Source organism: Paracoccus sp. MA, assembly GCF_020990385.1.
In the GTDB taxonomy this organism is placed as follows: Bacteria; Pseudomonadota; Alphaproteobacteria; order Rhodobacterales; family Rhodobacteraceae; genus Paracoccus.
Window position 1 is genome coordinate 2354679 of record NZ_CP087598.1, and the last position, 18243, is coordinate 2372921.

The following is an 18243-nucleotide window of genomic DNA, read 5'->3' on the forward strand; positions in this document are numbered from 1 at the left end:
TCCTCCAATTGCCTGACGCGATGGCGCGCGGCCTCGACATGGGCGCGAAAGGCGGCAAGGCGCCGCATCTCCAGATCGGCCTTCAACCGCGCGATGCGTTCCAGCCCGCCAAGCGCGTCCTGCCTGCGACTCATGTTCCCTCCTTGCGCCGCGGCAGGCCGCCCCAGCCCTCGCGCGCCTTCTTGCGCATGGCTTCGGCAAAGCGGATGGCGGCGGCGACCGGGGCGAAGTGCTCGGCCTTGATCTCTTGCCCGATCTCGACCGTGGCGTGCAGCGCGCGCGCGCAGGGCGGATCGGACCAGATCGGGACCCGATGCTCATGCGCACGCTCGCGAATGCGGCGGGCGACCTCGTCCACCCCTTTCGCCAGGCAGACCGGGGCCCGGCCGCTGCCGCGTTTCCATTCCAGCGCCACCGCGTAATGCGTGGGGTTGACGATGATCACATCCGCCTTTTCCACATCGGCCAGCATGGTGCTGAGCACGATGTCGACCCCCTTTTGCCGCCGCGCGGCCTTCAGGTGGGGATCGCCCTCGTTTTCCTTGTGCTCGTCCTGCATTTCCTGCCGGGACATGCGATGCCGCTTCAGGTATTCCCGCCGCTTCCAGATCAGGTCGATGCCGGCGAAGATCGCGCCGATGCCCAGCGCCAGCAAAGCCGCCCGGCGCAGGATCAGCCCCAGCCCCTCGACCCATTGCAGATCTGCCATGACGCCGGAGTTCAGCAGCCAGGACAGCAGCGAGGCATAGAGAAACCACCCCCCGACACCCACCAGCAGGGCCTTGCCCAGAGAGATCGAGAAGGTCACGAGCCCGCTTTTCCCGAATTTCTGCGCCGCATTCTTGACCGGATTGATGCGCTTGACGTCGGGCAGCAGCTTCTTGGGCGTCAGCACGACCGAGCGTTGCACCACCATGCCCAGCACCACCGGCACCGCCATGATCGCCACCCCCGCCAGTGTGGCCAGACCCGCCTGGCCGGCCAGGGCGCGCGCCAGATCGGCGACCGCCCGGCCTTCGGCATCGGGCCAGGGCTCGCCGCCCAGGGCGCGGGCGGCCATGCCGGTCCAGGCCGGGGCCGCCCAGCCCATGGCGAACAGCGCCGCCAGCCAGAAGCCCAGATACATCAGCGCCGATTGCAGCTCGGCCGAGCGCGGGACGTCGCCTTCCTGCCGCGCCTTGCGCAGCTTGCTTTCCGTAGGGTCGAATTGCTTGTCGTCGTTGTCCTGGCTCATCGGAGAAGGGTTTCCATCATGGCCAGGACGGCCTCGGCCCAGACCGAAAGGATGGTGGGCGTCAGCACGACAAGCGCCAGAAGCGCCAGAAGGATCGCCCCCGGCGCGGCGATGAAGACCACCGGCAGGGCGGGCATCACCTTGCTGATCATCCCCGACAGCGCCTGGAACAGAAAGCCGCCCAGGATGAACGGCGCGGCCAGCAGCATGGCCAGGACAAAGCTCTGCCGGGTCAGGGAAACGGCGCCAGGCAGGATGTCCGGGATCTGCGGCCAGGCCCCCAGCGGCCGCAGTACCAGGCTTTCGCGCAAAAGGTCGCAGGCCAGGACCGGAAAGCCCAGCGCCATCAGCAGCGCCAGGCCGGCGACATGCATCAGGTTGCCGATCGGATGGGGCGAATATTCATTGGCGGCGCCAACCAGCTGCGACAGCGAGGCCGTGGCGGCGATAGCCGTCGCGGCGATGTCCAGCGCGCTGGCGAAAAGCCGCACCAGCCCGCCCAGGGCAAGCCCCGACAGGATCTCGGCCCCGGCCAGGGCGGCCAGGGGCAGCAGGCCGCCGATCTCGCCCGGCGGCGGCGCATGCTCGGCCAGCAGCGGCGTGACCGCCATGGCCAGCGCGGCGCGCAGCCTGACGGGCATGGCGCGCTCGGAAAAGACCGGCAGCATCAGGAAGCAGGCCTGCGCGCGGCAATAGGTCAGCAGCAGCGCGGTCAGCGCGGCCGCCATGCGCGGATCTGCCAGCAGCTGGCTCATGCTTCGACCGAGCCCAGCAGCCGCACCTGCGCGGCCGGGTCGATCTCGTCCAGCCCCAGAACCGGCATCGCGATCCCGGCCGAGGCCAGCATCATCCGCACCAGGCGCCGGCGGTGATCGGGCACGGCCAGCACCGCCTCCGGACCCGGCCGCTGGTCGCGCAAGGCGGCCTGCACCGCCTCGGCCAGCCGTTTCTGGATCTGCGGGATGGCGCTTGCCCCCGACCGGGCCGCCTCGGCTTCGGCGCGGGTGATCTCGGCCTCCCATTGCGGGTGCAACTGCAGGATGCCGAGCTGACCCTCGGCGTCGAGGAACTGCTCGGTGATCTGGCCGCGCAGCCGCTTGCGCACCTGCTCATAGACCGCTTCGGGCGTGGCGGCATTGCGCGCCTCGTGCACCGCATCGGTGATCAGCACCAGGTTGCGGATCGAGATACGCTCCTCCAGCAGGCCGCGCAGCACGGCCAGCAGCATCTCGGGCGAGACCTTGTCCGGCACCATGCTGTCGAAGAACCGCTGGTTCAGCTGCGCGCGGTGCTCGTCCGAAACGCTGCCCAGTTCGCGGATCATGCGCTGCATCGAGGACATGGTCAGCAGCGCCGGCAGGTTGGTCTTGACCACCTCCATCAGATGGGTGGACAGGACCTCCATCGGGGTCACGACGGTGGCGCCGGCAATCGCCGCCTCGTCCTGCCAGTCCGGCGCGATCCAGCGCGCCGCGCTGCCATAGACCGGCTCGCGCACGCTTTCGCCGACCAGCCCCTCCAGGGCGGAATCGGCGCCCAGGGCCAGCACCCCCTGCGGCCGCAGAACCCCCTTGCCGCGCACCACCCCCTGCAGGCGGATGACATATTCGCCATCCTCGAAGCCGGTGCCGTCGGTGATGCGGACATCGGGCAGGATCAGCCCATAGGTCCGGGCGATATGCAGCCGCAGGTTGGTGATGCGCTGGCCCAGCCCGCGCGCCGGATCGAGCGCGCCGAGGATCAGCCCCGCGCCGATCTCGACGCAGATCTCGTCCGTGTCCAGCACGTCGCCGATGCGCGCCGGGGCCGGGGCGACGGCCTGCGGCTCTGGCATCGCGGCCTTGTCCGGCGGGGGCTTGCCCTGGCGGCTGCGGCTGAACCACGCGGCCGTGCCCAGCACCGCCGCCAGGCCGAAGAACACCAGCGTCGGCATGCCGGGAACCAGGCCGATGACCAGCATCCCGACCCCGCTGACGAAGGGCACCTGCCAGTTGCTGAGAAATTGCTGCGACAGCAGGTCGGCCGTCGTCTCGGTGGCGCCGCCCCGCGACAGCAGCAGTGCCGCCGCCATCGAGGTGATCAGCGCCGGAACCTGGCTGACCAGCCCATCGCCGATGGTCAGCTTGGAATAGGTGGTCATCGCCTCGCCCACCGGCATGCCGTGCACAAGCACGCCCGCAGCCAGGCCGACGAACAGGTTGATCAGCGTGATCACCAGGCCGGCGATGGCATCGCCCTTGACGAATTTCGAAGCCCCGTCGAGCGAGCCGAAGAAGCTGATCTCGCGCTGCTCGCGGGCCCGCCTGCGCTTGGCTTCCTCATGGTCGATGGCGCCGGAGTTCAGGTCGCCGTCGATGGCGAGCTGCTTGCCGGGCAGGGAATCCAGCGCGAACCGGGCCGAGACCTCGGCCATCCGCCCGGAGCCCTTGGTGATGACCATGAAGTTCACCACCGTGATCACGGCAAAGACGGTCAGCCCGACCAGCAGCGAGCCGCCGGCGACGAATTCGGCGAAGGCCTGGATGACATGGCCGGCGGCGGCGGTCCCGCTCTGGCCGTCGGTCAGGATCAGCCGCGTGGACGAGATGTTGAGCGACAGCCGGATCAGCAGCGAGATCAGCAGCAGCACCGGAAAGGCCTGGAAATCCGTCGGCTTCTCGACCAGCGAGGCCATGACCAGGATCAAGGCGGCGCTGGCGATGGAAAGCGCGATTCCCAGGTCCAGCAGGCGCGCCGGCATCGGGATCACCATGGACAGCACGATCAGCAGCAGCACGCCGGTGATGATCAGCGGGCGCGCCGCCCAGCCCGTGCCCTGGCCCGTCTCGGCAATGCTCATTCCTGGGCTCCCCTGGCCTGGTTTCCTGTGGGTTTGGCTGGCGCCAGCAGGCGGTCGACGGTCCAGCCGGGTCCGATCAGCATTCCCGACCGGCGCAGAAAGATCAGCACCTCGATCCGGTCGGACGGAGGCAGCCGCATCAGCCTTTCATCGATGTCGCGCGGCAGGGATTCGCCGTTGAGCAGCCAGCCCGTCGCCTCGCGGATCAGGCCGTCCCGGGTCGAGTCCGCGCCGCCGGCCGGTTCGGCGGCCAGCGCCGCGGACAGGATGAGGACGGCGATCACGATGCCCTCTTCAACTCGCGCAGCGCGTTCTCGACATCCCCGAAAGACGGGCGGACATGTTCCGGCGCCGACTGGCGGCCCACCTCGACGCAAAGATTGGTGGCGTGCTGGTGCAGGCCCGCAACCAGCACGGATTTGATCACGTCGTAGAAGGCCTGATCCTGCTTCGTCACCGCCCCGAGCCGCTGGGCGAAGGGGGCCACGATCGCATAGGCCAGGAACACGCCGAGGAAGGTGCCGACCAGCGCCCCCCCGATCATCTTGCCCAGCACCTCGGGCGGCTGGTCGATGGCGCTCATGGTCTTGATCACCCCCAGGACGGCGGCGACGATTCCCAGTGCCGGCAGCGCATCGGCCATGTTCTGAAGCGCATGCGGCGCATGCATGGCCTCTTCGTTCATCAGGCCGATGCGCTGGGACAGCATCTCCTCGACCTGATAGGGATCGTCGTAGTTCAGGCTGGCCGAGCGCAGGGTGTCGGTGATCAGCGTCACCGCGTTCTCGTCGGCCATGATCCGGGGATAGGCCTGAAAGATCGGCGAGGATTCGGGGTTCTCGATATGCTCCTCCAGTTCGACCGGGCTGGACCGCGCGATGCGCAGCAGCTGGAACAGCAGGCACAGCACGTCCTGCAGGTCGGATTCGTGCCAGCGCGGGCCCTTGAGCGAGCGGCCGATGCCGGTCAGCGCCTGCTTGATCACCACGGTCTCGTTGGAAAGCAGGAACGAGCCGACGGCCGCCCCTCCGATCATCATCATCTCGAAGGGCAGGGAATGCAGGATGACCCCGAGCTTTCCGCCTGCCATGATATATCCGCCGAAGACCATCGCGAAGGTCACGACAATGCCGATCATGCCGAACATGAGTTACACCTATTTCCTGGCAGCTCTGATTGCGCCCATGTACGAGGTCAGGACCGCCGCATGGCCCGGCTCGACCGAGGCCATGATGCGGGCGCCGGTTTCCGGCTGGACCCGGGCGAGGATCTGCGCGGCGAAGTCGGGCGGCAGGTTGGACAGGACCATGGCCGCCTGTTCGGGCTTCATCTGGTCATAGACCGCGATCAGGCGCGCGATATCCTCGCCTTGCGCCTGGCTCTGGCCCTGGTGGCCCTGGGCGATCTGCTGCTTCAGCTTGCGCAGTTCGACCAGCTTTTCGGTCAGCTGCCTTTCGGCAAAGGCGATCTCGGCCTTGCGGCGGTCGATGTCCTGCATATAGCGGTCGATGCGCAGCGCGCGCTCGCGCAGCGTATCGGCCAGGGCGACGGCCTCGGGAACGTCGGTGCAGCCGGCCATCAGCGCCGAGGGCTCGGCATTGGCGGACAGGCGCGACACGCCATCCATCAGCATCACCGCCTGGCCGGCCGCGGCAAGGATCATCACTCCGCCCAGAAACGACAGGATCGGCTTACGCATCAGCCGCCACTCCTTCGCGCCGGCGACGACGCTGCAGCCGCGCCGGGCGGGCCGGTCCGGCCTCGGCGAATTTCTGCTGCAGCATCCAGAAGGCCCGCTCTTCCTTGGCACGCTCGATCTCGTCGGCAAGGGCCTGGGTCGCGCTGGTGGCCTCGGATTTGGCCAGCAGGATGGACCTCTCCAGCCGGCCGATCTCGCTGGTCATCACGGCTATGGCGCCGCCCAGCCCCGTCTCCAGGTCGTTCAGCTTGCGCAGGCGGCGCGCCAGCGCGAAGCAGAAGCCCGACAGGCCGATGGTGAAGGCGATCAGAGCGATCTGCAAAAGCTGCGCTATCGTCATTGGACCCTGAACTCCGTGATGAGGACATCGGCGAACGCCTCCTTGCCCAGGACGAAGACCGCGCGGGTCGCGAGCTCGTCGCGGACGATGTCCAATATTCCGCGCTTTTCGAAGGCCGAGCCGTCGATATCCGCGAGAAAGCCGTTGAAGCTGTCCAGAAGGCGCGGGATCAGATGCTCGACCGCGGCCCGGTGGCTCTGGTCGGTCTCGATCTTGACCGTCATCACCAGGGTCCGCGACCTGGGCCCGGCCAGCGTCAGCACGATCTGGGGAAGATCGACGAAACCGACCGCCGGGACGGCTTCGGCCTGTACCTTTTCCGCCCTTGGCGTCAGAAGCGACAGCGGCGACCAGAAACCCAGATAGGTCGAGGCAAAGCCAGCCCCGCCCAGCACAAGCGCAAGCCCCAGCGGCAGCAGGATGCGGCCGATCCCCCCGCGGGGCTTTTCTTCCGCATTGATGTCGGCGACATCGGTCATGGTGATTCTCCATCCGTCTGGGGTCTGGATATCACCGGCGGGCTAACCAATTCTTAATCGCCCCATGCCATCAAGGTCGCCACAAGGATGATGCGATTCGAAGGGGGCGGTTTTGCTGAAGCTGCAAGACTATTGGCGCGAACGAAGCGCAAGGCAGAGGGCCATTCTGGCCGCGGCCTTTCTGTTCACATTTGCCGCGATTGCCGGGCTTTCCTGGATGGCCAGCCGTCCCGGGATGGCGCTGCTCTATTCCGGCCTCGACCCGCAGCAATCCGGCGCGGTGATGGCCGCGGTCGAGAAGTCTGGCGTCCCCTACGAGATCCGGGGCGATTCGATCTGGGTCGCGGAAAGCCGCCGCGACGCGCTGCGCATGACGCTTGCCGGCGAGGGGCTGCCTTCTGCCGGCGGCACCGGATACGAAATCCTCGACGGCATGTCGGGATTCGGCACCACATCGCAGATGTTCGATGCCGCCTATTGGCGCGCGAAGGAAGGCGAGCTTGCACGCACCATCCTGGCGCTGCCGAATGTCAAGGCGGCCCGCGTGCACCTGGCCGTCCCCCAGGGCCGCGGCTATCGGCGCGAGGCCGAGGCGACCGCCTCGGTGACGCTGACGACCGACGGCACGCCCATCAATCGCGGCCAGGCCAGGGCCCTGAAATTCCTGGTTTCCTCCGGCGTGCCGGGGATGTCTGCGGATCGGGTGGCCGTGATCGACAGCGAGCGGGGCGTGGTCTCGTCGGGCGAGGAATTCGCCGGCGAGGACCGTGAGGCCGACATGAAGCGCAATGTCGAGCGCATCCTGGCCGCGCATGTCGGCCATGGCAACGCCATCGTCGAGCTGCATCTGGACGTGGTCAACGAATCCGAACTGCTGACCGAGCAGCGTTTCGACCCGCAGGAACGCGCACTGATCTCGCAGGAAAACGAGGAAACCGCCGATCAGAGCACCAACGCGCAGCAGGGCGTGGTCACTGCGGCCTCGAATCTGCCCGAAGGGCAGGGCAGTTCCGGCGATCAGAGCCGCTCCTCGCGGTCCGAAACCCGCCAGCGTTCGAATTTCGAGGTCAGCAGGGTCACGCGCGAGGTGACGCGCCAGCCTGGCGCGACCCGCCGCCTGACGGTGGCCGTTCTGGTCAACGGCGTCGCCCGACCGGGTGCGAATGGCGAAACCGCGCTGGTCCCGCGCGACGAGGCCGAGCTGCAGGCGATCCGCGAGCTGGTCGCCTCGGCCGTCGGCTTCGACGAGGCGCGCGGCGATGCGATCACCGTGAAATCGCTGCCCTTCGCCACGCTGTCCGAGGCGGGCACCCTTGCCAGCACCGGCGGCTTCCTGTCCAGGCTGGACCTGAACGGCTTCATCCGCATCGCGCTGGTCGGCTTCTTCGCGCTGGCGCTGGCGGCCTTCCTGCTGCGCCCGCTGCTGAGGTCGAGGACCGGGGGCGGAGCGGCCCCGGCGGCGCTCGACAGGTCCGGGCCGCTGCCCGCCCTGGCGGCGGACAGGACCGCTGCCGATGCCGCGCCGGCGCCGGCCATTCCGAACGTCGTCCCCGAAATCGACTTCACGCCGATGGCCGCGGGCGACGCCGATCCGGTCGGACGGCTCAAGGAGCTGATGAAATCGCGCAAGGACGAAAGCCTGCAGATCCTGTCGGGCTGGATCGAGAAGCGTGAGGATGCCGTATGAGACCCGCCGCACTTCGCCTCGACTCGTTCTCCTCGGGCCCTTCGGACGCCGCGCAGCTGGCCGCCGCGATGGCGCGGGACGGCGCCTTTCACGACGGCTACGAAAAAGGCCTGGCCGAAGGGCGCGAGCTCAGCCTCGATGCCCTGACCGGGGCCCTGGCCGATCTGCGCAAGGACCTGTCGGCGAGCCTTGAAAGGGAGGAAGCCCTGCGCCGGGAAATCCGCAACGCGCTGGTCCCCGTGCTGCATGCCGTCGTGGACCTGCTGGGTCCACGCGCGGAAATGGAGCGGCTGCGTCTGGCCTTGGCGCAAGAGATGGCCCGTCTGATCGAACATGCCCCCGGCCGGGTTCTGACCATCCGCTGTCCCGAAGACCTGCATCCCGACCTCGCCGACTGCCTTGCCCGGGCCGGGCTGGCGGATGCGCGGATCGAGCCCCCGGCTGCCGGCCAGGACCTGGTCGAGCTGGCCTCGGGCCAGGGCGCGATCACCTTCGACCCTTCGCTCGTCACCGCCGCGCTGAAATCCATCATTGACGACATCAAGACCGAGGAATGATCATGGACGATCTCGCCAGCCTGATTGCAACCGACCAGATCCAGGTGGAAATCACCATCCGGCTGGGCGGCACGCAGCTTTCCGTGGCCGAGCTTTCCCGCCTGCGGCCGGACGATGTCCTGACACTGGATCAGGACATGTCCGACGGGGTCGAGATCTGCGTCGGCGACCGGGTCATTGCCCGCGGCGAACTGGTGTCGGGCGACGAGACCGACAACCGGCTCTGCGTCCGCATCCTTGGTCCGGCCAGCGCATCGTGATCCGGCTGCTTCTTGTCCTTGCGGCCTTGTTCCTGCCCCAGGCCGCGGCGGCGCAGGACCTGCCGCTGTTCGACACGGCGGGGCTCGACGCGGTCGCTGGCGGGGTCGGGCGGCATGCGGTCACGCTGCTGGCGGTGATGACGGCGCTGTCTCTGGCACCCGGCATCGCCATCATGGTGACCTGCTTTCCCTTCATCGTGACGGTGCTGTCGATCCTGCGGCAATCGCTGGGCCTGCAGCAATCGCCGCCAAACATGCTGATCGTCAGCCTGGCGATGTTCCTGACCTGGTTCGTGATGAGCCCGGTGCTGACCGAGGCCTGGAACGTCGCCGGCGCGCCGCTGCGCGACGGCCGGATCAGCGTCGAGCAGGCCTTCGAGCGCGGCATCGTGCCCTTCCGCGGCTTCATGGAGATCAGGACCGATCCCGGCATGCTGGCCGCCCTGGCCGAGGTCGCGCCCGATCCCGAGGCGCCGCCCGACCGGCTGTCGGTGCTGATCCCCGCCTTCATGCTCAGCGAGATCCAGCGCGCCTTCGAGATCGGCTTCCTGGTCGCGCTGCCGTTCCTCATCATCGACCTGGTGGTCTCGGCGGTGCTGATGTCGATGGGCATGATGATGGTGCCTCCGGTCATGGTCGCGCTGCCCTTCAAGCTGGCGTTCTTTGTCGTCGTCGACGGCTGGGGCATGATTGCGGCCGCGCTGGTGCGAAGTTATCAATAGCAGGCCGCCCGGCCGGGTCCGGGACCGGAATCCGCCAAGACCAAGACCCGGCGGGGCGGGCCAGGGCGGAATGCGGCCGTGCCGACAGCCGACGGCGAAAATCGGCCGGGCGGGGCCTGGTGTCCGCAAGGTCACTGCGCCCGGGGGCTTTTCAGGAGCGCGGGATTTGGGCATCGGATGGGAAACGGACGACGGGATAGCCATGCCACGCCTGACCATGCTGATCTTTGCAGCGCTTCTGCTGGCCGCGCCGGTCCGGGCCGAGACGGCGCTGCCGGTTGAGTTCGTGCAGGTCCAGCGGACCGAGCTGACCTTCGACGCCGCCCTGGCCGGGACGATCCAGGCCAAGGACAGCGTCGATATCGGCTTCCGCCTGGGCGGGCGCGTCACCGAGGTGCTGGTGCGCGAGGGCGACCACGTCGCCGAGGGCCAGGCCCTGGCGCGGACCGATCCGCTGCAGCAGGAACAGGCGCTGCGCGTGGCGCAGGCGGGGGTCGCCTCGGCCGAGGCGGCCGAAGCCCAGGCCCGCCAGGCCCTGGAGCGCGCCCAGGCGATGCTGAATCGCGGCGTGGGCACCCGCGCGGCGCTGGATGCCGCAAGCCAGGCGCTGTCGGCGGCCAGCGGCGGCCTGGCGCAGGCCCGCTCTGCCCTGGGCCAGGCGCAGCGCGCGCTGGAGGACACGGTGATCCGGGCCCCCGCGGATGCCATCGTCACCGCCCGCCGGGCCGAGCCGGGCCAGATCGTGGGCGCGGCGCAGGCGGTGATCTCGCTGGCTTCGGCGACGGGACGCGAGGCGGTGTTCCAGACCCCCGACACGCCGCTGCTGCGCGGCGCGATCGGCGCGCCGGTGACGCTGACCGGCATCGATCTTGCCGATCTGGATATGCGGGCGCGGGTGACCGAGATCGCGCCCCTGGTCGATCCGGCCACGGGCTCGGTCACGGTGCGGGCCGAGATCGAGGATGCCCCGCCGACCGCCAGCCTGCTGGGCGCGGCGGTGCGGGGGGCGGTGCATTTCCCGGCCGGCACCGGCATCGCCGTGCCCTGGACCGCGCTGACCGCCGCGGATGGGAAACCGGCCGTCTGGCTGGTGGGGGACGACGGCCGCGTCTCGCTGGCCTCGGTCCAGATCGAGCGTTTCGCCAACGGCACGGTGATCCTGCGCGCCGGCATCGAACCCGGCCAGACCGTGGTCGGGGCCGGATCGCAGCTGCTCTATCCCGGCCGCGAGGTCGCGGACGCATCCAAACCGTCGAGGCAGGAATGATGCGCAAGACCCTGGTCCCGGCATTTCTGGCGCTGACCCTGCTGGCTGGCACGGCAGCGGGCTTCACCCTGCCCTGGCGCAAGCCGCCCGCCCAGCCCGAGGCGGCTCCGCGCCCCGTGGTCAGCACCCTGGTCAGCGACGCCCAGGCCGCCGGGCATTCCGTTCCCGGGGTGATCGCGGCCCGGATCGAGGTCGCCCTGGGCTTCCAGACCCTGGGCCGCGTCACCGCGCGCAATGTCGATATCGGCGATGTGGTCCGCCAGGGCGATGTGCTGGCCACGCTGAACCCGGACGATCTTCAGGGCGATGTCCGCGCCGCCCAGGCGGCGGTCGAGGCGGCGCAGGTGGAGCTGCGCACCGCCCAGGCCAGTGCCGAGCGCACCCGCGCGCTGGCCCGGCGCAACGTCGCCTCGACCGCGCAGCTGGAACAGGTCGAGCGCGCCCTGGCCGCGGCGCAGGCGACCGAGCAGCAGGCCCAGTCCGAGCTGATCCGCGCCCGCGACGCCGAAGGCTTCGCGGAAATGCGCGCGCCTTTCGACGGGGTGATCAGCGCGGTCTTCGCCAATGCCGGCGCCGTGGTCAGCGCCGGCGAGCCGGTGCTGCGGCTTTCGACCCAGGACGGAATCGAGGCGGTGATCGACCTGCCCGATACCGTGCTTTCCCGCGTCGGGCCGGGGGACCCCTACGAGGTCTGGTCGGAAAACGAGCCCGAGCGCATCCTTCCGGCCACCGTCTCGCAGATCGAGCCGGTCGCCGATGCCGTGACCCGGACCCGGCGCATCCACCTGGCGCTTGGCGAGGACGCCGACCTGCGCCTGGGGGCGCTGGTGCGTGCCCGGCCCGCCGGCGCCGCCGCCGCGCGGCTGGTCCTGCCCGAGGCCGCGATCCTGCAGCGCGACGACGGCGCGCATGTCTGGGTGGTCAGCCGCGAGGGCGACCAAGGCACCGTCTCGCTGCGCCGGATCGAGGTCCTGGGCCCGCCGATCGGCCGGAGCGTCACCGTCGCCTCGGGTCTGTCCCCGGGCGAGGAGGTGGTGATCCGCGGCATCCATTCCCTGACCGAGGGCCAATCCGTGGGACCAGGCGTGACACCATGACCCGACGCGGCTTCAATCTTTCCGACTGGGCGCTGCACCACCGTTCGCTGGTGTGGTTCCTGCTGATCGTCTCGATGGTCGCCGGCACGCTGAGCTATCTGCGCCTCGGCCGCGAGGAGGACCCGAATTTCACCATCAAGATCATGGTGATCAGCGCCTCGCTGCCCGGCGCCACCATCGAGGACACGCTGAATCAGGTCACCACCCGGATCGAGACCAAGCTCGAGGAGCTGGACGAGCTGAAATTCACCCGCTCGGTCACCATGCCGGGCCAGTCGGTCGTCTATCTGGAGCTGGACCCGACCATCCGCGGCCCGCAGGTCCCCGAGGTCTGGAAGCGGGTCCGCAACATGATGTCGGACATCCGCCCGGAATTCCCCCAGGAATTCCAGGGCTTCCAGTTCAACGACGATTTCGGCGACGTCTTCGGCAATATCTACGCCTTCACCTCGGACGGCTTCACCCAGCGCGAGCTGCGCGACCGGGTCGAGGACATCCGCAAGCAGGTCCAGGCGCTGCCCATGGCGGGCAAGACCTCGCTGCTGGGGGTGCGCAAGGAACAGATCTATCTGGAATTCTCCTCGGCGCGGCTGGCCTCGCTGGGGCTGAACCACAACCAGGTGGTGCAGACGCTGGCGGTGCAGAACGCCATCTCGCCCTCGGGGATCGTGCAGGCCGGGCCCGAGCAGGTGCTGGTGCGCGTCGGCGGCCAGTTCGACGACGCGGCCTCGATCGCGGCGGTGAACCTGCGGGTCGGCGACCGCTTCTTCAACATCGGCGACGTGGCGACCGTGCAGCGCGGCTACGAGGACCCGCCCAGCGCGCTGTTCCGCTATAATGGCAAGCCGGCCATCGGCCTGCAGATCGGCATGCGCGACGGCGGCAACATCCTGGAATTCGGCCAGGAGGTCGATGCGCTGATGGCCGAGGTGGCGCGCGGCCTGCCCATCGGCATCGAGATGGCCAAGTTCGCCGACCAGCCGCATGTGGTGGACGAGGCGGTCGGTCATTTCGTCCAGGCCCTGGTCGAGGCGGTGGCCATCGTGCTGCTGGTCAGCTTCGTCAGCCTGGGCCTGCGCGCCGGGCTGGTGGTGACGCTGACCATTCCGCTGGTTCTGGCGATCACCTTCGTGATCCTGGACGTCTATGGCATCACCCTGCAGCGCATCTCGCTCGGGGCGTTGATCATCGCGCTGGGGCTGCTGGTCGACGACGCGATGATCGCCATCGAGACGATGATCTCGCGGCTCGAGGTCGGCGACAGCCTGGAGAGCGCCGCCAGCTACGCCTGGAGTTCCATCGCCTTCCCGATGCTGACCGGCACGCTGGTCACGGTGGCGGGCTTCATCCCCATCGGGCTGAACAGCTCGGCGGCCGGCGAGTTCACCTTTTCGCTGTTCGTGGTGATCGCGGTCTCGCTGATCGTCAGCTGGATCGTGGCGGTGCTGTTCGCGCCGCTTCTGGGCGTCACCATGCTGCCCGCGACCATGGCGCACAAGCCGGAGCGGCCGAGCTGGCTCAGGCGGCAGTTCCACGGCCTGCTGCTTTGGGGGATGCGGCGCAAATGGCTGACCATCGCCATCACCATGGCCGTCTTCGGCGCCTCGGTGGTCGGCATGCGCTTCGTCGAGCAGCAGTTCTTCCCGACCTCGGACCGGACCGAGATCATCCTGGACGTGACCGAACGCGCCAATGCCTCGATCGCCAAGACCGATGCCGACATGGCCAGGATCGAGGCGATGCTGGCCGAGGAACCGGACGCGCTGTTCTGGACCACCTATGTCGGCCGCGGCGCGCCGCGCTTCGTGCTGTCGATGGATGTGCCGACCCCCGGCCCCTATATGGGCCAGATCGTGATCCAGACCCCGGATCTGGCGGCGCGCGACCGGCTCAAGGCGCGGCTGGTCGAATTCGGCCAGCGCGAGCTGATCGGCACCGACCTCTATGTCAAGAATCTCGAGATCGGGCCGCCGGTCGGCAAGCCGGTGCAATACCGCGTCTCGTCGCCCGACCTGGACCAGGCGCGCGACGCGGCGCGAGAGCTTGCCGCGCTGCTGGCGACCGAGCCGCGGCTGCGCGACATCGCGCTGGACTGGAACGAGCCCGCCCGGGTGGTGCGGCTGCAGGTGAACCAGGACCAGGCGCGCCGGCTGGGGCTGACGAACGAGGATATCTCGGGGGCGCTGTCGGGCACGTTCAACGGCCGCACCATCACCCAGCTGCGCGACGGGATCTTCCTGATCGACGTCACGGCGCGCGGTTCGCAGGCGGATCGCGAATCGCTGGAATCGATCCAGAACCTGCAGCTGGCCACGCCCACCGGCATGCCGATCCCGCTCGCCTCGCTGGCGCAGCTGGAATACGATACCGAACAGCCGCTGATCATGCAGCGCGACGGGTTGCCGACGGTGACGGTCAAGGCCGATATCGCCAGCAAGGACCAGCCGGCCACGCTGGTCGAGGCGCTGGCCGACAAGGTCGCGCGCTTCCAGGCCGGATTGCCCCCCGGCGTCCGGGTGACGGTGGGCGGCACGGTCGAGACCTCGGCCGAAAGCCAGGAGCCCATCGCCGCGGTAGTGCCGATCATGCTGCTGATCATGGCGGCCCTGGTCATGGTGCAGATGCAGGGCTTCCGGCTGTCCTTCATCGTCTTTGCCGCCGCGCCGCTGGGACTGATCGGCGTGGTGGCGGCGCTTCTGCCCTTCGGCGTGCCGATGGGCTTCGTCGCCATCCTGGGCATCCTGGCGCTGATCGGCATCCTGATCCGCAATTCGGTCATCCTGGTGCACGAGGTGCAGGAACTGATCGCGCGCGGCCATGCCAGATGGGACGCGGTTTTCGAGGCTTCGGACAGCCGCGCCCGCCCGATCCTGCTGACGGCGGCGGCTGCCAGCCTGGCGCTGATCCCGATCTCGCGGCAGGTGTTCTGGGGGCCGATGGCCTTTGCCATGATGGGCGGCATCATCGCCGGCACGCTGGTCACGCTGATCTTCGTCCCGGCGCTTTATTGCGCGGTCTTCGGCGTGCGCCCGCCCGAAGGCGACCCGATGCCCAGCCCCGAGGACCGCGCCCGCGCCGCCGCGCATGAATGAGGCAGGGCGCGAGGATCAGGCAGATTGCCGTGCGGGCCGCCGCCCAGGCCCGAAGCCGGAGCAGCGGCGCATCTTCGCGCTTATCGCACAGAGCGGACAGCGGCGCGAAGGCCGGCCCGGCGTGAAAACGCCCCTGGCCGCGCCGAGCCCGGGCCGGGGGCGTCGCGTCATGCCGGGAATATGGCTCCGGCCTCCATCCGGTCCGATGCGCGGTGTCGGGAAAAATCCCCAGCCGGGGACGCGCATTATCCAAGATGATGGGCGCCATCCTCGGAATGCCTTAAGCATTGGTTCCGAAGTCCATCAGCCCTGAGGAAGCGGAAAAGGCGTTCCCGGAGACATCGCCAGATCCGACTGGGCATCGAAGCGGCAGAGGGCGACGCCACGGCCGGATGGCTCGACCGCCGCTGCCCGTAGGGCCGTCCGAGACGCAAAGCCGGAGATCGCCGCCGCGAAATCGCCTGCATGGGCCCACAGAAGCCGCATCCCCTCTGCTACGCCATCGCCCGCGGCCCGGCGACGCGCCCCGTGCTGCCGAAAAGCCGGCATCGGGCCTCCTGCCCCGTTCAGCCCTCGGGGTCGGCGGTGATCTCGGCGGCGAAGGCGGCGCCGAAACGCTCCAGCCGCGCCGCGTCCAAATAGCGCGACAGGTCGCGCGGCCGGTCCTCGGCGATGCGGCGCAGGGCGGAATTGCCGACCGAGAGCGGCTTTTCCCTGCCGTCCTCGCCGCGCATCAACCGGGCCTGGGCCTCGGCCAGCCGGTCGAACAATGCGCCCGAGGCGCGACCGGCCAGCGCCCGGCGTGCCGGATGCATCGGCGCCACCTCGCCGGCGATGACGCGCAGGAATTCCTCGCCATAGCTTTCCAGCTTCTTGGCGCCGACGCCGTTCACCCGCGCCATCTCGTCCAGCGTCCGGGGACGGCTCTGCGCCATCTCGATCAGCGTGCGGTCGGGAAAGATGACATAGGCCGGCACCCGCGCCGCCTCGGCCAGCGCCCGCCGCTTGGCCTTCAGCGCCGAGAGCAGCGGCGCGTCCTCCTCGTCGACCGAGGCGCGGACCACCACGGCGGGACGGGCGCGGGTCATGGCGTCGCGGCGCAGGGTGATCCGCGCCTCGCCGCGCAGCACGGGATGGGCGGCGGCGGTGATGGCCAAGCCGCCATGGCGTTCCGGGTCGGGGCGGATCAGGTCGCGGCCCAGCATCTGCCGGATCACCGCCTGCCATTGCGCCTTCGACAGGTCGCGCCCGCAGCCGAAGGTCGGCAGCTGGTCATGGCCGCGGCCCCGGATGCGGTCGGTCATGGTGCCGGTCAGCACGTCGATGACATGGCCGGCGCCATAGGTCTGGCCGGTGCGCAGCACCGCCGACAGCACCTTCTGCGCCGCCTCGGTCGCGTCGAAACATTCGGGCGGATTGTCGCAGATGTCGCAATTGCCGCAGGGCGTCGCCTCTTCGCCGAAATAGGACAGCAGGGCGACGCGCCGGCAGGCGGTCGCCTCGGCCAGGCCCAGCAGCGCGTTCAGCCGGGCATGGTCGGCGGCCTTGCGCTCGGCCGGGGCCAGCCCCTCGTCGATCTGGCCGCGGCGCAGGCGGATGTCGTCGGGACCGTAAAGCGTCAGCGTCTCGGCCGGGGCGCCGTCGCGGCCGCCGCGGCCGATCTCCTGGTAATAGGCCTCGATGGATTTCGGCAGGTCGGCATGGGCGACCCAGCGGATGTCGGGCTTGTCGATGCCCATGCCGAAGGCCACGGTGGCGACCACGATCAGCCCGTCCTCGCGCTGGAACCGCGCCTCGACCTCGCGGCGCTGGTCGGGCTCCATGCCGCCGTGATAGGCGACGGCGGCCAGTCCCGCCTCGTTCAGCGCCCCGGCCAGCGTCTCGGTCTTGGCGCGGGTGCCGCAATAGACGATGCCGGACTGGCCGCGGCGGGCGGCGGCGAAGTCGAGGATCTGCCGGCGCGGCCCGTCCTTGGGCTGGAAGGCCAGGTGAATGTTCGGCCGGTCGAAGCCGCGCAGGAAGATCTGCGGCTGGGCGCCGTCGAACAGGCGCTTGACGATTTCCTCGCGCGTCTCGGCGTCGGCGGTGGCGGTGAAGGCGGCCAGCGGCACCGCCAGCGCCCGGCGCAGCTCGCCCACGCGCAGGTAGTCGGGGCGGAAGTCGTGGCCCCATTGGCTGACGCAATGCGCCTCGTCCACGGCGATGGCCTGCACGCCGGCGCGGCGCAGCATCGGGATGGTCGCGCCCGAGGCCAATCGTTCCGGCGCCATATACAGAAGCCGCAGCTCGCGGGCAGCCATCGCCCGCAGGACCTCGCTGTTTTCCTCGTCCGAATTGCCGGAGGTGAGCGCCGCCGCCGCCACGCCCGCCTCGGTCAGCGCCCGCACCTGGTCGCGCATCAGCGCGATCAGCGGCGAGATCACCACGGTCAGCCCGTCGCGCATCAGCGCCGGCAGCTGGTAGCACAGCGACTTGCCGCCTCCGGTCGGCATGATCGCCAGCACATCGCGGCCGGCGGCGACGGCATCGACGATCTCCTCCTGCCCCGGACGGAAGGCGTCGAAGCCGAAGACCTGCCGCAGGAGGGGGGCGGCCGACATCTAGAAGCCGTAGAACCAGCCGGCGTTGTTGGCGAGCGCGCGCTGCAGGATGATGATGGCGATGAACACCACCAGCGGCGCCAGGTCCAGCCCGCCGGTATTGGGCAGGATGGACCGCACCGGGGCATAGATCGGCTCCAGCAGGCGATTGAGCCCGTTCCAGACCTGCCAGATCAGCGGCTGGCGCAGGTTCAGCACCTGGAAGTTGATCAGCCAGGACATGATGATATGGGCGATCATCACGAACCAGACCACGTCGAGTATCAGCATCAAGGCTTCGTAGAGCGTGCCCATTCCATTCCCTTCCGGCTGTTCCCCGGACAGGTAAGGCAGGCATCCGCCTTGCGCAAGCTGCAAGCATGGCCGCAGC

The 18243-nt window shown here is 69.2% G+C and carries 17 protein-coding genes; 7 read left to right on the forward strand and 10 right to left on the reverse strand.

The window, feature by feature from the left end; translation table 11 throughout:
- Positions 1–130 precede the first annotated feature (130 nt).
- Genes flhB through fliL form a run of 8 tightly spaced genes read right to left on the reverse strand, consistent with a single transcriptional unit; the run spans position 131 to position 6591 of the window.
- Positions 131–1234, reverse strand: a complete 1104-nt coding sequence (flhB, locus tag LOS78_RS18810; RefSeq protein WP_230377775.1) for a flagellar type III secretion system protein FlhB — start codon at positions 1232–1234, stop codon at positions 131–133.
- Complete coding sequence (locus LOS78_RS18815; RefSeq protein WP_230377776.1) at positions 1231–1989, reverse strand: flagellar biosynthetic protein FliR; 759 nt, start codon at positions 1987–1989, stop codon at positions 1231–1233. The genes flhB and LOS78_RS18815 overlap by 4 nt, the downstream gene beginning before the upstream one ends.
- Positions 1986–4073 carry a flagellar biosynthesis protein FlhA gene (locus LOS78_RS18820; RefSeq protein WP_230377777.1) on the reverse strand — a complete coding sequence of 696 codons (2088 nt, stop codon included), beginning with the start codon at positions 4071–4073 and terminating at the stop codon, positions 1986–1988. Before LOS78_RS18820 ends, LOS78_RS18815 begins: the two co-directional genes overlap by 4 nt.
- Positions 4070–4357, reverse strand: a complete 288-nt coding sequence (locus LOS78_RS18825) for a hypothetical protein (RefSeq protein ID WP_230377778.1) — start codon at positions 4355–4357, stop codon at positions 4070–4072. Before LOS78_RS18825 ends, LOS78_RS18820 begins: the two co-directional genes overlap by 4 nt.
- The gene (gene motA, locus LOS78_RS18830; protein ID WP_230377779.1) at positions 4354–5220 is read right to left on the reverse strand and encodes a flagellar motor stator protein MotA; all 867 of its coding nucleotides are present in this window, start codon (positions 5218–5220) and stop codon (positions 4354–4356) included. Before motA ends, LOS78_RS18825 begins: the two co-directional genes overlap by 4 nt.
- A 9-nt stretch (positions 5221–5229) precedes the next feature.
- Positions 5230–5772: a MotE family protein gene (locus tag LOS78_RS18835; protein ID WP_230377780.1), complete on the reverse strand. Its 543-nt coding sequence runs from the start codon at positions 5770–5772 to the stop codon at positions 5230–5232.
- Positions 5765–6112: a hypothetical protein gene (locus tag LOS78_RS18840; RefSeq protein WP_028711577.1), complete on the reverse strand. Its 348-nt coding sequence runs from the start codon at positions 6110–6112 to the stop codon at positions 5765–5767. Before LOS78_RS18840 ends, LOS78_RS18835 begins: the two co-directional genes overlap by 8 nt.
- The gene (gene fliL, locus LOS78_RS18845) at positions 6109–6591 is read right to left on the reverse strand and encodes a flagellar basal body-associated protein FliL (RefSeq protein WP_230377781.1); all 483 of its coding nucleotides are present in this window, start codon (positions 6589–6591) and stop codon (positions 6109–6111) included. Before fliL ends, LOS78_RS18840 begins: the two co-directional genes overlap by 4 nt.
- 112 nt (positions 6592–6703) lie before the next feature.
- On the opposite strand from fliL, the gene fliF reads away from it, so the two are divergent.
- The 7 genes from fliF to LOS78_RS18880 all read left to right on the forward strand — a co-directional run bounded on the left by fliF (position 6704) and on the right by LOS78_RS18880 (position 15273).
- Positions 6704–8278, forward strand: a complete 1575-nt coding sequence (fliF, locus tag LOS78_RS18850) for a flagellar basal-body MS-ring/collar protein FliF (protein ID WP_051476373.1) — start codon at positions 6704–6706, stop codon at positions 8276–8278.
- Entirely contained in the window at positions 8275–8835 is a 561-nt protein-coding gene (locus LOS78_RS18855; protein ID WP_230377782.1) for a hypothetical protein, read from the forward strand. Before fliF ends, LOS78_RS18855 begins: the two co-directional genes overlap by 4 nt.
- Before the next feature lie 2 nt (positions 8836–8837).
- Positions 8838–9095 carry a FliM/FliN family flagellar motor C-terminal domain-containing protein gene (locus tag LOS78_RS18860; RefSeq protein ID WP_028711580.1) on the forward strand — a complete coding sequence of 86 codons (258 nt, stop codon included), beginning with the start codon at positions 8838–8840 and terminating at the stop codon, positions 9093–9095.
- The gene (fliP, locus tag LOS78_RS18865) at positions 9092–9817 is read left to right on the forward strand and encodes a flagellar type III secretion system pore protein FliP (protein ID WP_230377783.1); all 726 of its coding nucleotides are present in this window, start codon (positions 9092–9094) and stop codon (positions 9815–9817) included. Before LOS78_RS18860 ends, fliP begins: the two co-directional genes overlap by 4 nt.
- Before the next feature lie 202 nt (positions 9818–10019).
- Positions 10020–11084 (forward strand): efflux RND transporter periplasmic adaptor subunit, encoded by a 1065-nt coding sequence (locus tag LOS78_RS18870; protein WP_230377784.1) that lies wholly within the window; start codon positions 10020–10022, stop codon positions 11082–11084.
- Positions 11081–12181 carry an efflux RND transporter periplasmic adaptor subunit gene (locus LOS78_RS18875; RefSeq protein WP_230377785.1) on the forward strand — a complete coding sequence of 367 codons (1101 nt, stop codon included), beginning with the start codon at positions 11081–11083 and terminating at the stop codon, positions 12179–12181. The genes LOS78_RS18870 and LOS78_RS18875 overlap by 4 nt, the downstream gene beginning before the upstream one ends.
- Positions 12178–15273, forward strand: a complete 3096-nt coding sequence (locus LOS78_RS18880) for an efflux RND transporter permease subunit (RefSeq protein ID WP_230377786.1) — start codon at positions 12178–12180, stop codon at positions 15271–15273. Before LOS78_RS18875 ends, LOS78_RS18880 begins: the two co-directional genes overlap by 4 nt.
- Positions 15274–15839: 566 nt before the next feature.
- On the opposite strand, the gene recQ is transcribed toward LOS78_RS18880, so the two are convergent.
- The gene (gene recQ, locus LOS78_RS18885) at positions 15840–17873 is read right to left on the reverse strand and encodes a DNA helicase RecQ (protein ID WP_230377787.1); all 2034 of its coding nucleotides are present in this window, start codon (positions 17871–17873) and stop codon (positions 15840–15842) included.
- Entirely contained in the window at positions 17874–18167 is a 294-nt protein-coding gene (locus tag LOS78_RS18890; RefSeq protein ID WP_028711586.1) for a YggT family protein, read from the reverse strand.
- Between the last annotated feature and the right edge of the window lie 76 nt (positions 18168–18243).

Bases quoted from the DNA above. Each gene is read 5' to 3' on its own strand.
- flhB (WP_230377775.1), bottom strand. From the start codon at position 1,234: ATGAGCCAGGACAACGACGACAAGCAATTCGACCCTACGGAAAGCAAG.
- LOS78_RS18815 (WP_230377776.1), bottom strand. From the start codon at position 1,989: ATGAGCCAGCTGCTGGCAGATCCGCGCATGGCGGCCGCGCTGACCGCG.
- LOS78_RS18820 (WP_230377777.1), bottom strand. From the start codon at position 4,073: ATGAGCATTGCCGAGACGGGCCAGGGCACGGGCTGGGCGGCGCGCCCG.
- motA (WP_230377779.1), bottom strand. From the start codon at position 5,220: ATGTTCGGCATGATCGGCATTGTCGTGACCTTCGCGATGGTCTTCGGC.
- LOS78_RS18835 (WP_230377780.1), bottom strand. From the start codon at position 5,772: ATGCGTAAGCCGATCCTGTCGTTTCTGGGCGGAGTGATGATCCTTGCC.
- LOS78_RS18840 (WP_028711577.1), bottom strand. From the start codon at position 6,112: ATGACGATAGCGCAGCTTTTGCAGATCGCTCTGATCGCCTTCACCATC.
- fliL (WP_230377781.1), bottom strand. From the start codon at position 6,591: ATGACCGATGTCGCCGACATCAATGCGGAAGAAAAGCCCCGCGGGGGG.
- LOS78_RS18855 (WP_230377782.1), top strand. From the start codon at position 8,275: ATGAGACCCGCCGCACTTCGCCTCGACTCGTTCTCCTCGGGCCCTTCG.
- LOS78_RS18860 (WP_028711580.1), top strand. From the start codon at position 8,838: ATGGACGATCTCGCCAGCCTGATTGCAACCGACCAGATCCAGGTGGAA.
- LOS78_RS18870 (WP_230377784.1), top strand. From the start codon at position 10,020: ATGCCACGCCTGACCATGCTGATCTTTGCAGCGCTTCTGCTGGCCGCG.
- LOS78_RS18875 (WP_230377785.1), top strand. From the start codon at position 11,081: ATGATGCGCAAGACCCTGGTCCCGGCATTTCTGGCGCTGACCCTGCTG.
- LOS78_RS18880 (WP_230377786.1), top strand. From the start codon at position 12,178: ATGACCCGACGCGGCTTCAATCTTTCCGACTGGGCGCTGCACCACCGT.
- recQ (WP_230377787.1), bottom strand. From the start codon at position 17,873: ATGTCGGCCGCCCCCCTCCTGCGGCAGGTCTTCGGCTTCGACGCCTTC.
- LOS78_RS18890 (WP_028711586.1), bottom strand. From the start codon at position 18,167: ATGGGCACGCTCTACGAAGCCTTGATGCTGATACTCGACGTGGTCTGG.